This window comes from Hahella sp. CCB-MM4 (assembly GCF_002260525.1).
GTDB lineage: Bacteria > Pseudomonadota > Gammaproteobacteria > Pseudomonadales > Oleiphilaceae > Hahella.
Map to the genome: position 1 here is coordinate 44,914 of NZ_MRYI01000001.1, position 13,329 is coordinate 58,242.

Below are 13,329 nucleotides of genomic sequence, written 5' to 3' on the forward strand. Positions count from 1 at the left end.
AACACCTAGTCTGTCAAAATTGACATATAACTGTCCTCTGCACAACCACGGCCCTCTGCACAATCATGGCCCTCTGCACAACCACGAGCCCCCTACACAACAGCCATTGCCCCCAGCACAACCGGAAACACAGCTCAGGGAGTTAAAAGTGATCCAGCTGCCAAGTTGTCAGCCGTAAGTGTTCTCCTGGAACGCCCGCTGAATTTCCTCCACTTCTTCAAGATTTTGCAGCAGCGCCTCGACGCACCGGCGATCCAGTTTTGTGCCTGCCAACTCCTGCAATTTGGCGAACGCTTTGTCATTACTCCATGCATCCTTGTATGGTCGTCGGCTGGTTAACGCATCAAACACATCAGCCACGGCGACTATTCTGGCCTCCAGTGGAATGGACTCCGCAGCCAATTGATCGGGATAACCCCGTCCGTCCCAGGACTCATGATGATGCAAAACAATATTTCGCAGCATCTCCACATGAGAGACTCCGTCCAGCCCATAGTTTTCCAGTAAGCGGTCAATGAGTCTCCGCCCTTCTTCGGAGTGGGTTTGCATGATGGAAAACTCGTTGTCATCCAAAGGGCCGGCTTTGAGGAGAATCCTGTCAGGTATGGTCAGTTTTCCCAGATCGTGCAGCGGGGAAAACATGAATACATGTTCCACAAACTGATCATCCAGCTCCATATCCCCGGCCAGATTTTTCGCAATCAGACGAGCATAACGGGACATTCGCTCAAGATGTCCTCCGGTTTCCGGATCCCGGGAATGAGTCATATCCAACGCGGACTTTAAGGTCGCCAGCAGAGTACGGATCTTGGCTATCTCGTTATACACCATCAACGTAATCATATGACCGATGACATCCAATTCCGTCATAGACCGTTCCGTAAACACGTTAGGCTGATCAGAATTAAAGAAGACAAATCCCAAAAAGCGTTCATCCCAGATCAGCGGCATGGTGTAACTGGCCCGATAGCCAGCATCGTATATGGTTTTCGTATGCTGATGGTCGCCGTCATTAAATACCGCCAGATCCTGTACAACCCGCGGTCGTCTGTTGCTGGCCACTTCCTGTAACGACCGGCAGTCTGCAAGTCGGGCGTGGTAATGATTCAGTGGGCTGGTCCGCTCACTGCTGTAGGCATAGGTACGCAGATAATCCGTATTACTGTCATACAGAGCCACGGCCAGGCGTGAGATATAGGGCATATGCTCACTCAAAATCTGGTGCATGTACTTCAACTTACCCACTATCGAGTTATGCTGGTGCAACCCATTCCAGGCATCTATGTGGCTATATGACATGCAGACTTCTCCTTTACCTGACAGATGTAGCAACCGGTTCAGCCAATAGAATACTGGTGACTGTTAAAACAGCCCTGGTAACCATCGGAATGACATTACTAACTATAGCATTCTCTCTTTGAGCCGAAGAACTGCCAAAAATGGCAAGCCGCCCGCCACTAGTGTCAGACAAATAGCACCTCAAGTAAAAGATCCAACACGCTGTCATATTTAGAAGAAATTAATATATAGTTATTTCATATGGTTATATTGAAGCGAAAAATAAGGTTAGAATGGCCCACCCTTTGCAATACATTCAGGTATATGTAGAAACAAGCAGCATGCCCGATGACAAAATCGTGTGCGATAGAAGGTGACGGCTTGTGCTTATTCAGCACTCATTACCTCTTCTTGATACGCCAGAAATGTCAGGCATGGGCCACCTGAAAACCGGATCCTGATACAAGAACCGGATGAAAAACAGGAACTGGATCTATAGTAACTGGATCTATAGTAAGAAGTAGCGCTGCCGAATGATGAGGTTCAACATGACTAAAGCCATTCCATTTTTGCCCGATATGGAAACACATCCACAGGTCATCGCTTTCTTTGACGAGCCGACCAATACATTCTCTTATATCGTCAAAGACCCCAATTCCAATGCCTGTGCCGTGGTAGATTCGGTCATGGATTTTGACTACCCCAGTGGGCACACCAGCTATGAAAGCGCTGATAGGATCATTCAGTACATCAGAGGAAATCATTTGACTCTGGAATGGATTATCGAGACCCATGTCCATGCGGACCATCTGTCTGCTGCGCCTTACATTCAGGAAAAGCTGGGGGGCAAACTGGCAATCGGCAACGCCATCACCACCGTCCAGGACACCTTTGGCAAGATCTTTAATGAAGGCACCGAATTCCAGAGAGACGGTTCACAGTTCGATAGGCTTTTCGCCGATGGTGACAGCTATACCATCGGCACCATGACGGCTTATGCCATGCATACTCCCGGCCATACCCCGGCCTGCATGACCCATGTTATCGGTGATGCCGCTTTTGTCGGGGACACTCTATTCATGCCGGATGGTGGAACTGCCCGGGCGGATTTTCCCGGCGGTGACGCCGGAGTTCTGTTTCAATCGATCAAACGGGTCCTCTCAATGCCCGGGGACATGCGGTTATTTATGTGTCACGACTACATGCCCAACGGTCGGGAGCCACAGTGGGAAACCACAGTAGAAGCAGAACGCAGAAACAATATACATATCAAGGACGGCACTTCCGAAGAGGACTTCGTCAATATGCGAGAAGCCAGAGATAAAACCCTGGGCATGCCCAGGCTGATTATCCCAAGCCTTCAGGTGAACATGCGGGCAGGCCATCTGCCTCCACCGGAAGAGGAAAACGGCAAGGTATACCTCAAAGTTCCCGTCAACATCCTTTAACGAACATCCAGCGCGGCAGCCTCAGCCTGGTGTTGAGGATGCCGGCGGTTATCCAGTGGATAACCGCTTCTGCCAGGTGACATGACTGTACCACAGTCAGGCGTATGTGATGACCAAGACTAAAACAAGAGGTGAAACCTATATGCAATTCAAGCAACTAACTCCTGATCTCTATGTTTCGGGACAGATTCTGCCCACCGAAATCGCGACAGCGGCTGAGCATGGCATCAAGACCATCATATGCAACCGTCCGGACGCGGAAAGCAGCGATCAACCCAGCTTCGCGGAAATGGAAGAGGAAGCCGCCCGCCACGGCATCACTATCCATCATTTACCCGTGATATCAGGACAGGTTACGGACAACGATGCATTGGCAATGGACACATTGCTTGATCAGGCAATCCGCCCGGTTTTGGCCTATTGCCGCACCGGAACCCGCAGCACACAGTTATGGGCTCTGGCCCAGGCACTCAGCGGTGAAGACATTCATCAGCTTGAGACCACAGCGAAATCCATCGGCTATGACGTCTCTCCCCTACTGCAACGATTTGAAAAAGACTTCCAGCAAGCCGAAGCCAGCAAGCCTTCGATGACTTATGAAGTCGTTATCGTAGGCGGCGGTGCGGCTGGTATCGCCGTGGCCTCCAGCCTGCTGTCCCGCTTCTCTGACATCAAAATCGGTATTATTGATCCGGCAGAACATCACTATTACCAGCCAGGCTGGACCCTGGTGGGCGGGGGAGTGTTCAAACCGGAAAATACTGAGCGTCAAATGGCGTCTCTGATTCCCCGCCATGCTCACTGGATAAAGGCCGCTGTCGCCTCCTTCGAACCGGAAAAAAACCAGTTGATGCTGGAGGATAACCGTATTGTTCAATATCGCCGGCTGATTGTTGCTCCAGGCTTGAAGCTGAACTGGGACGGCATTGAAGGACTGGCAGAAACACTGGGCCATAACGGCGTGACCTCCAACTACCGCTATGATCTTGCGCCTTATACCTGGCAGTTGGTGCAACAGCTTAAAAGCGGCCGGGCGATATTCACTCAGCCGCCAATGCCGATCAAATGTGCAGGCGCTCCCCAAAAGGCCATGTATCTCTCCGCGGACCATTGGTATCGCACAGGCGTCCTTGGCAACATCGACATTCAGTTTTATAACGCAGGCGGCGTTTTGTTCGGGGTTAAGGAGTATGTCCCAGCCCTGATGGAATACGTTGAACGCTATAAGGCAAAACTGAATTTTTCCCATAATCTGATCAGGATCGATGGCCCCTCAAGAACGGCCTGGTTTGAACACTCTCTCGCGGACGGCGAAAAAGAAGTGGTTGAGACTGAGTTCGACATGATCCACGTCTGCCCCCCACAACAGGCACCGGACTTTATTCGCCGCAGCCCTCTCGCCGACGCTGCCGGTTGGGTGGATGTCGACCAGAATACCCTGCGGCATAAACGCTATGAGAACATCTGGTCACTGGGCGACACCATGAATGCTCCCAATGCAAAAACAGCGGCGGCAGCACGCATGCAGGCGCCGGTAGTGGCCAATAACGTACTGCATGATATGGGGCTGGGCACAGGAATAGCCCATTACAACGGCTACGGCTCGTGCCCATTGACGGTTGAACGGGGGAAAATCGTCCTCGCCGAGTTTGGCTATGGAGGCAAACTGCTACCGACCTTTCCATCCTGGTTGCTGGATGGAACCAGGCCGACCCGCAGCGCCTGGATACTCAAAGAGAGAATCCTTCCTCCCGTATATTGGGAGGCTATGTTGAAAGGTAAGGAATGGCTGACCAAACCAACAATTGTTGAGTAAGAGACCTTACAAGGCTGTCGTAATGTCGATATTAAGGCTTATCAGAGAAAGTCAGAGAAAAGAGGTGACATGAGGGGATTGCGTAAGTATCTGCCCATCCTGGAGTGGGGCAAACAATATAATCGCGACACACTGACCAGCGATCTGGTGGCAGCTTGTATTGTCACCATTATGCTGATCCCTCAGTCCCTCGCTTACGCATTACTGGCAGGGTTACCTGCCGAAGCGGGTTTGTATGCTTCGCTATTGCCACTGGTTGCTTATGGCATTTTCGGCACCAGCCGGACATTGGCCGTAGGACCTGTGGCCGTTGTATCACTGATGACCGCGGCGGCGATTGGCAGTCTCGGATTCAGCGATCTCACAGATAAGCTGCTCGCTGCCGCATGTCTAGCCTTATTGTCGGGTGGATTCCTGATGATATTGGGCGTTTTGCGTCTGGGATTTCTTGCCAACTTCCTGTCACATCCGGTGATTGCCGGATTCATTACCGCCTCGGGAATCATCATCGCCCTGAGCCAGCTCAAACACATCTTTGGCATCAAAGCCAGTGGGGATAACCTGATCCATTTGCTTCACGGGTTATTGTCCAATATAGGAGAAATCAACGTTCCCACGGTTATCATAGGTGTGGCAGCCACAACATTTCTGTTCTGGGTGCGAAAAGGCCTGCAGCCTCTCCTGCTGAAACTCGGCATGTCGAAACGTTATGCCGATCTGGCGTCCAAAACCGGCCCCGTGTTCGCCGTTGTGGTCACCACACTGGCGGCCTATTTGCTGGACCTGGGCAGTCAGGGCGTCGCCCTGGTCGGTGATGTTCCGAGTCAGTTACCAGGCTTCTCGATCCCCAACATCTCGATGGATTTCTGGCTGGCATTGGCTGGTCCGGCTGCCCTCATCTCCATTATTGGTTTTGTGGAATCCGTATCCGTTGCACAAACCCTGGCCGCCAAACGGAGACAACGCATTGATCCAAACCAGGAGTTGATTGCCCTTGGCGCGGCCAATATCGCTGCGGGCTCAACTCAAGGTTTTCCAGTCACCGGCGGCTTTTCCCGTTCCGTGGTCAATTTTGATGCCGGCGCAGAAACCCCGGCGGCCGGTATGTTTACCGCTGTGGGTATCGCCCTGGCCACCTTACTGTTAACCCCGTTGCTGGCTTATCTTCCCAAGGCAACTCTGGCGGCAACCATTATTGTCGCAGTTCTCTCCCTGGTGGACCTGTCAATTCTTGGTAAAACATGGCGTTATTCCAAAGCGGATTTTATTGCTGTCAGTGCCACGATCATTGTGACACTCACCATGGGGGTCGAACTCGGTGTCTCAGCGGGGGTGTTGTTGTCGATCATTATCTTTCTGCTGAAAACCTCCCGTCCTCACATGGCCATCGTCGGTCAGGTAGAAGGGACCGAGCATTACCGTAATGTGGAACGCCACCAGGTCATCACCCATCCCAATATCCTCTCTGTCAGGATTGACGAAAGCCTCTATTTCGCCAATGCCCACTACCTGGAAGACCAGATCGACAGCATGGCCGCAGAACGCCCTTCGTTGCGCCATGTCGTGCTGATGTGTACGGCCGTCAACGCCATCGACATGAGCGCACTGGAATCGCTGGAAGCTCTGAACAGACGGCTAACCGACAGGGGTATCAAGCTGCACATGTCCGAGGTGAAAGGCCCCGTGATGGACAACCTGAAACACAGTAGCTTCTTGCAGCACCTTAGCGGCAATGTCTATCTTTCCCAACATCGCGCGGTATCCGACCTGATGGAACACGACTACTGCATCTGACACAGCCCCGTCTCAAATGCAGAATGATGTTCAATACAGGGAGGTCCAACGTCCTGTTTATGATATTCATCAATATATTCCCGCTCCGGCAAGCCTATGCTAGGGCCTGTTCACACTTATTTCGCCGGCCACTGCTGTGATCAATGATCAGCTATAAAACAGGGGCTAGCGTATAAACATGAAGGCCCTAACTCAGGCACACAATAACAAAGATAGGCGGAGTGTCTCATGTCCATCCAACGAGAACCGATGTCAGCGGTGGATACCGCATGGCTGCGAATGGAGTCACCTTCCAACCTGATGATGATCGGATCGGTCCTGATCCTGGAACAAGCCGTCGATGTGGATCGGTTCAAACAGATCATCCAGGAGCGTCTACTCAAGTTCTCCCGCTTCAGGCAACGGGTTACCCATGTAGAAGAGCGGCCATGCTGGGAAGAGGATCCTCATTTTCATATCGACAATCATATTCATTTGATCGGCCTGCCAGGTCAGGATCGTCAGGAAGACCTGCAGCGACTGGCGAGCGATCTGATAAGCACTCCGTTGAACCTTACCCATCCTCTGTGGCAAATCCACGTCGTAGAGAGTTACCAGGGAGGTTCTGCGCTGATTTTCCGTATTCATCATTGCATTGCCGATGGTATCTCCCTGGTCAGGGTGATGCTGTCACTAACCGATGTTGGCGCTGTCCCACCGCCACAGGAACATCATGAGAACACTCACCACAGCCTGATGGACCACCTGCTCACTCCTGCTTTGAATTGGTTAAAACATGAAGCCAATCTGGGAGAACAGTTATTCCACGGAGGCCTTGATCTGATCGAGCACCCACAACATCTGCTGGATCTTGCCAGGGAAGGAGCCGCCATCACCTCAGAAGTGGCACGCATTGCCGCGATGCCGACGGACCCGCCATCCTGCTTTAAAGGCACACTGGGCGGCCGTAAAAATGTTTCCTGGTCCGCCAGCCTGCCTCTTGAGGAGGTCAAACACACGGCCAAGCTACTAGGAGCGACCATTAACGATATTCTTTTAACGGCCACCACCGGAGCCTTACGCCGTTATTTACTGGCCAGAAATGAAGAACATAATGGGGAGTTGGACATCGCCCGCCTGCACGCAGCAGTGCCTTTTAACCTGCGCCCGCTGGACCAACCCATCACCACCCTGGGCAATCAGTTTGGACTGGTAATCGTGCCCTTGCCCGTCGGTATTCATCAACCGCTCATGCAATTGGAACAAATACGAAACGCCATGCATGCACTCAAACACTCCTACCAGGCCCAGGTGTTCTACGGTCTGCTGGGCGTGTTCGGCAAAGGCCCAAGCATCCTGGAACAGACCGCTCTGGAAATACTCAGTAAAAAAGCCTCTCTGGTCATGACCAACGTCCCTGGACCAAAACATGCCCTGTATCTGGCGGGGTGCCAGGTTCGCCAGCCCATTTTCTGGGTTCCCCAGTCCGGAGAAGTCGGCATGGGGTTAAGTATTCTCAGCTATCACAACACGGTGCAATTCGGAGTGGTGGCAGACCAGCAATTGATCCCCGATCCGGATCAATTGGTTGCAGGATTCAAGCAGTCCTACCTGGAACTTAAAAGACTGGCGGACGATAGCCTGAAATGAGGTTGACCCATATCAACCGAATAGCGGGGGGAATCCCCTAAACTCGTTAATATCGCCAGCGGATAAGAACTGTTGGCCCTGTATGAATTGTTGACCCGGACAGTAACGCAACAAGTTTGTCATAACTTCCAATTAGTTTTCACAAATTCTACAACCTGCAAGGAGAGAGAAATGGAAAACCATCAATTCGACACCATGACAGAACAAATGAAAAAAATGATGGAACCGGCGGCACGTCTGAATACGGCACTGCTGGAACACATGGGCAAGCTGGCAGAATTCCAGATGAAATCAGCCCGCACCTACGGCGATATGACCCTGGAGAATATCAAAGGGGCTTCTGCCGTTAAGGACCTGGAATCCCTTAAGGGTTATGCCTCCGGTCAAGCGGACTTTGTCGGCAACCTCGGCAGTCGGATCATGGAGGATTTTCGTACCCTGGGTCAGCTGGGAGCTGAGCTAAAGGAAGACGTGGAAAAAGCCTTCTCCGAATCATCCGGGCAAGAGGAAGAATCCGCCAAAGAAGGCACTGACAAAGAAATCTCAGACAAAGAGGCATAGTGCTTCCTGATATTCCCAATGGCCACCCGCAGTATCAATGAATAGCGGGTGGCCACCGTCACAATAATAAGCCCACACGGACCTCGAACCATGACCTCTCTTTTTACGGACAATCTGTTCAAGAATGAATTCTTCAGCAACAACCCGGCGGCGCGTATCGCCCGAAAAATGGTGGATGCTGCGGATGACGCCGCAGTGAAATACCGCGACCAACTGGAAAAATTATGGAGCAGAAACAAAGCCGTCAATGATGCCCAGATGTCGACCCTGCTGGACATGATGGACAGTTACCGGGTGATACTGGAACAACTGGCTTTACATCCGGTGCAGACGTCCAAAAGAGAGATCAAGCTGATCAGGGATCAGGCCAGACTGATCATTCATACGGCCCGCAAAGCCCTGGGACAGGAGGTTGAGCCAGTCGTCACACCAGAGGCTGCGGACCGCCGTTTCAATCATGAGGACTGGTCCAATAATCTACTGTTTGATTACATCAAGCAGGCCTATCTGATTAACGCGAATGCTGTACTGGAACTTGTGGATCAGTTGGAGGATACCCGCACCCACAGCCACGCCGAGTTCGTGTTCTATACCCGCCAACTGGTGAACACGCTTTCTCCCTCGAATTTGCCGGTACTGAACCCGGAGGTCTTGCGCAAAATATGGGAAACCAAAGGGTTAAGCGTGGTTGAGGGCGCCAAAAATCTGTGGGAGGACTATCGCAGTAATCCCGGCATGTTCAATATTGCCATGACCGACTATTCCGCATTCGAAGTGGGAAGAAATATTGCCACCACGCCCGGAAAGATCATCTTCCAGAACGACCTGATGCAACTGATCCAGTATGAACCGACAACAGCCAAGGTATTTCAGACGCCCTTGCTGATTATCCCTCCCTGGATTAACAAGTATTACATTCTTGACCTCAAGGCTAAAAACTCCTTTATCAAATGGGCCGTGGACCAGGGCCATTCGGTATTTGTGGTGTCATGGAAAAACCCGGGACCGGACATGGGAGATACGCGCTTTGAAGACTACATGACCCAAGGCGCTCTGGAAGCCATCCGGGTAGTTCGTGAAGCCACCGGAGAAGAGCAGCTGAATACCATCGGCTATTGCATCGGGGGCACTCTGCTGGGCTGTACTCTTGCCTATTTACATGCACGCGATGAAGCTGATCAGATCAAATCCGCCACCTATTTCACCACCCTGCTGGATTTTTCAGATCCAGGTGAAATCGGGGTTTTCATTAACGAGCACACTATCGGCAATATTGAGAAATTCCTGGATAAAACCGGCTATTTTGACGGCCGGGCTATGGCGTTCAGTTTTAATATGTTGCGGGAGAATGATCTCTATTGGTCCTATTTCGTTAACAACTACCTGAAGGGTGAAAAGCCTGCCGCCTTTGATCTGCTTTACTGGAACTCAGACGGCACTAACCTGCCCGCCGCGATGCAGAAGTATTATTTGCGCAATATGTACCTGGAAAACCGGCTGATAAAGCCGAAAGGGATCTGTCTGGCCGGGACCGACATTGACCTGCGCAATATTACAACTCCCAGCTACTTTCTATCGGCTGAGCAGGATCATATCGCAAAATGGAAATCCACTTACGTCGGCGCCAAAGCCCATCAAGGCAGCGTCACTTTCGTACTATCCGGATCCGGCCATATTGCCGGGGTTGTGAATCCTCCGGCAGCCAACAAATATGGCTACCGGATTCTTGGTAAAGGTGAACCATTACCGGAAAACCCCGACGACTGGTACCAGCACGCTGAAAAGCATGATGGTTCCTGGTGGCCGCACTGGCAACAATGGATCAAAGCCTATTCCGGGCGCAAGATCACCGCACGAAAACCGGAGAATGGACAGCTTCCAATTTTGGAAGACGCCCCGGGAAGATACGTTAAACAAAGAATTGCTGACGTACTGAAACTCTCGTGCACCTGAATTCATTCATCAATATCGTCTGGAAATAGATTAGCGTTGCAGACTTGTCTTCAGTGGCCATCCAGCGGGAAAACGCGTAGGATCAATTCACTCTGATAGCCCTACCCGTTCCGGATTTCCATGGCCATGACCAGACGAAGCGTTGATATATTCAGCCAACCTGTACCCCATATCTATCCCCAGGCTTACCTGCAAATTGCCGGTGAGCGCGGAGCGTCCGTTCCCGGCATATTGAAGCAGGCCGGTATCCCTGGAGATTTTGCCAGAGGAGCCGGGAAGGAGCTGAGCCTGGAACAATTCGAAGTATTGATTCTGGCTGTATTGGACGTTGCCGACGATAACGGTATTGGCCTGGAAGTCGGATGGCGTTTGCCACCAACAGCCTACGGAAACTTCGGCTATGCTCTATTGTGTTGCCCGAACCTGCAGTCAGTGCTTGAGCTGTGCCAACGCTTTTGGCATATCAACGCCCGCGGAGTCAACATGACCGCCGGTATTCAGGATGATCTGTGTGTGGTCGATCTGTCAGTGCCGGACATGATTCGCGAACCGTTTCGGCAGCAAATCCTGGAAACGACCATCGCCAGTGTCATGCGGGGGTTTCATCTTCTGTTAAGAGACAGTAGCGCCAAAGCAGAAATCTGGCTCAACAGCCCAGCTCCGGTTTACGAGGAAAAAGCCAGGAAAATACTTGGAAGTGTATATTTTGGCATGCCGGCAACCCAATTCAGGCTGGCAAAAACACTTCTGTCCCATCCACTGGATATGTCCAATCCAACAGGACTGGCGTTTGCCGTTGAACAGTGCGAACAAGAGTTCCAGCTTACCCAGCTGAAAAGTGATCCGGTCCTGGATAGAGTACAGAGGGAAATGGTCTTCGATTCGCGCGGCTATCCGGGACTGAATGATATGGCCGATCGACTTAACCTGAGTGCCCGTACACTGAGAAGGCGTCTCCAGCAGCAAGGTACACGCTACAAGACACTGCTGGATGACGCGCGTCGCCGGGACGCGATAAAACTGCTGGATGACAGAGCAATATCCATTCAGAAGATTGCCGGATTACTGGGATACCAGGATCCTGCCAATTTTACCCGAGCGTTTCGTCAATGGACCGGCCACACCCCCAGCCAGTATAGACAGATGCGGGATAATGACTGACGCTTGTTCTCTTAGTTTTCATTCTCTCACATCCCTTATCACATCCCGCTCTCTCATATCCCATATTCCACACTCTCAAGCCCAGCGCAATTAGGGAGCAAACTTATCGTCCTCAATACCCCGGGGGAGCCTGAAAGCCCCCCATAATCGTGGCCAGATGACGGGCAAAATCAATGCTTGCCCGGTCCTGATATGGACCCGCAACAATCTGAACATTCACCGGCGTTTTCCTATCGCTTACCCCAATCGGCGCACTAGTGGCAGGTAAGCCAAACAGCGTGGCCGGCGAAATCCAGATAAAGAGATCCATATAACTGATACTTTGCCCATTGATCTGCACTCGGCGTCTTGGAATGTCCGGTTCCTGCTGGTGCAATATGGCAGTGGTGGCCGTTGGCGGCATCAAGATGACATCATAATCATCAAACACCCGATTAAACTGTTCCCGAATACGCCTGGCTGTCTGATCCAGGCCGGTCCATCCGGCATAACTGATATTGTTCCCTGCCATAAACTGCCTGAACTGTTTCGGCATACGCAGAAATTCTTCCAGACGCCCCAGCAACAGACCCGCCAGATAAATCAACACCCTTAATCGCTTGGGACTGGCAGTGCCAATTAAACCACCCAACTGCCGCATGTAGGTAGCATACAGTTGTTCCATGTCCACTCCCTTGGGAGCGCCTGAGTCGACCCGGACACCGGCGTCTACCAACCGGGTTTTCAGCTCTGCGTATTTCTGCTGCATCCCCTCATCCACAGGACAAAGCAGGTCTTCAGTCCACATCAATACTCGATAGTCCTGGAGTTTTTCTTTTCCGGGAGCAGGCAGATTCACCTGCCAACCAGGAGCCATTTCCGGTGGTGGCCCGGCCACAATATCCAGCATCATCTCCAGGTCATCAGCTGTCCGTGCCATCGGACCTGCCACTGCCAGGGGTGGCTCTCCCAGAGTCCCGGGCGGACCGGGAATGTGCCCACGTAATGGGATAATTCCATGACTGGGTTTATGTCCGTAGACGCCACAATAATGAGCGGGTATTCGAATGGAGCCCGCCAGATCGCTGCCCAGTTCCAGAGGTGTGAGTCCCGCAGCCAGTGCGGCAGCAGCACCTCCCGAGGAACCACCAGGAGTCAATCGGGTATTCCAGGGGTTATTGGTCGTACCGTATACACGGTTATAACTTTGAATATCAGAGGCATAGTACGGAACATTGGTCTTCCCGAAAACGATGGCGCCGGACTCCAGCAGACTCGCCACTGCGGGAGCCACCGCTTTAGGATAATGATTCCGAAAAAGCGGAGCACCCGCTGTACAGGCCATCCCCGGCACTTCCCAGGTATCTTTAATGGTCAGCGGCAATCCGTGTAGACGCCCCAGAACCTCTCCCCTGCCAATTGCCTGGTCGGCTTTATCAGCGCTTTCCCTGGCTCGATCAAGATCCTGTGCCACAATTGCATTCAGTGCCGGGTTGAACTCCTCCACCCTTTGCAGATGGGCTTCCAGCAGATCTCTGCTACCGATTTTACCTGTACGTAAATCTTCTGCCAGCTCTGACGCTGACGAATATATCCAGTCTCTACTCACAACTTTCCCCTGTTATTTTTGTTATTGCTATCGATATCAATTCAACTTGTGATGGTGATTCATCATGCTACTCGAGCTATTTATCTTGCTGTTTACCCTTA

The 13,329-nt window shown here is 51.8% G+C and carries 9 protein-coding genes; 7 read left to right on the forward strand and 2 right to left on the reverse strand.

The features are described from left to right. Window positions 1-168 precede the first annotated feature (168 nt). The gene (locus tag BTA51_RS00240; protein ID WP_094705113.1) at window positions 169-1,299 is read right to left on the reverse strand and encodes an HD domain-containing phosphohydrolase; all 1,131 of its coding nucleotides are present in this window, start codon (window positions 1,297-1,299) and stop codon (window positions 169-171) included. Between the two features lie 527 nt (window positions 1,300-1,826). Between BTA51_RS00240 and BTA51_RS00245 the strand changes: the two genes are divergently transcribed. From BTA51_RS00245 to BTA51_RS00275, 7 genes are all read left to right on the forward strand, one after another. After that, window positions 1,827-2,726, forward strand: a complete 900-nt coding sequence (locus BTA51_RS00245; protein ID WP_094705115.1) for an MBL fold metallo-hydrolase — start codon at window positions 1,827-1,829, stop codon at window positions 2,724-2,726. A gap of 142 nt (window positions 2,727-2,868) precedes the next feature. After that, on the forward strand, window positions 2,869-4,542 hold the full coding sequence (locus tag BTA51_RS00250) for a bifunctional protein tyrosine phosphatase family protein/NAD(P)/FAD-dependent oxidoreductase (protein ID WP_094706007.1): 1,674 nt from the start codon (window positions 2,869-2,871) through the stop codon (window positions 4,540-4,542). Window positions 4,543-4,611: 69 nt separating this feature from the next. Continuing rightward, complete coding sequence (locus tag BTA51_RS00255) at window positions 4,612-6,336, forward strand: SulP family inorganic anion transporter (RefSeq protein WP_094705117.1); 1,725 nt, start codon at window positions 4,612-4,614, stop codon at window positions 6,334-6,336. A gap of 228 nt (window positions 6,337-6,564) precedes the next feature. Further along, window positions 6,565-7,965: a wax ester/triacylglycerol synthase family O-acyltransferase gene (locus BTA51_RS00260; RefSeq protein WP_094705119.1), complete on the forward strand. Its 1,401-nt coding sequence runs from the start codon at window positions 6,565-6,567 to the stop codon at window positions 7,963-7,965. Between the two features lie 171 nt (window positions 7,966-8,136). Further along, complete coding sequence (locus tag BTA51_RS00265; protein ID WP_094705121.1) at window positions 8,137-8,526, forward strand: phasin family protein; 390 nt, start codon at window positions 8,137-8,139, stop codon at window positions 8,524-8,526. A gap of 90 nt (window positions 8,527-8,616) precedes the next feature. Beyond that, window positions 8,617-10,479, forward strand: coding sequence for an alpha/beta hydrolase (locus BTA51_RS00270; RefSeq protein WP_094705123.1), 1,863 nt, complete (start codon window positions 8,617-8,619; stop codon window positions 10,477-10,479). 126 nt (window positions 10,480-10,605) lie between these two features. Beyond that, entirely contained in the window at window positions 10,606-11,640 is a 1,035-nt protein-coding gene (locus tag BTA51_RS00275; RefSeq protein ID WP_168188009.1) for an AraC family transcriptional regulator, read from the forward strand. A gap of 112 nt (window positions 11,641-11,752) precedes the next feature. Here the strand turns inward: BTA51_RS00275 and BTA51_RS00280 are convergent, their stop codons facing one another. Then, window positions 11,753-13,228 carry an amidase family protein gene (locus tag BTA51_RS00280; RefSeq protein ID WP_094705127.1) on the reverse strand — a complete coding sequence of 492 codons (1,476 nt, stop codon included), beginning with the start codon at window positions 13,226-13,228 and terminating at the stop codon, window positions 11,753-11,755. Between the last annotated feature and the right edge of the window lie 101 nt (window positions 13,229-13,329).

Bases quoted from the DNA above. Each gene is read 5' to 3' on its own strand.
- BTA51_RS00240 (WP_094705113.1), bottom strand. From the start codon at position 1,299: ATGTCATATAGCCACATAGATGCCTGGAATGGGTTGCACCAGCATAAC.
- BTA51_RS00245 (WP_094705115.1), top strand. From the start codon at position 1,827: ATGACTAAAGCCATTCCATTTTTGCCCGATATGGAAACACATCCACAG.
- BTA51_RS00250 (WP_094706007.1), top strand. From the start codon at position 2,869: ATGCAATTCAAGCAACTAACTCCTGATCTCTATGTTTCGGGACAGATT.
- BTA51_RS00255 (WP_094705117.1), top strand. From the start codon at position 4,612: ATGAGGGGATTGCGTAAGTATCTGCCCATCCTGGAGTGGGGCAAACAA.
- BTA51_RS00260 (WP_094705119.1), top strand. From the start codon at position 6,565: ATGTCCATCCAACGAGAACCGATGTCAGCGGTGGATACCGCATGGCTG.
- BTA51_RS00265 (WP_094705121.1), top strand. From the start codon at position 8,137: ATGGAAAACCATCAATTCGACACCATGACAGAACAAATGAAAAAAATG.
- BTA51_RS00270 (WP_094705123.1), top strand. From the start codon at position 8,617: ATGACCTCTCTTTTTACGGACAATCTGTTCAAGAATGAATTCTTCAGC.
- BTA51_RS00275 (WP_168188009.1), top strand. From the start codon at position 10,606: ATGACCAGACGAAGCGTTGATATATTCAGCCAACCTGTACCCCATATC.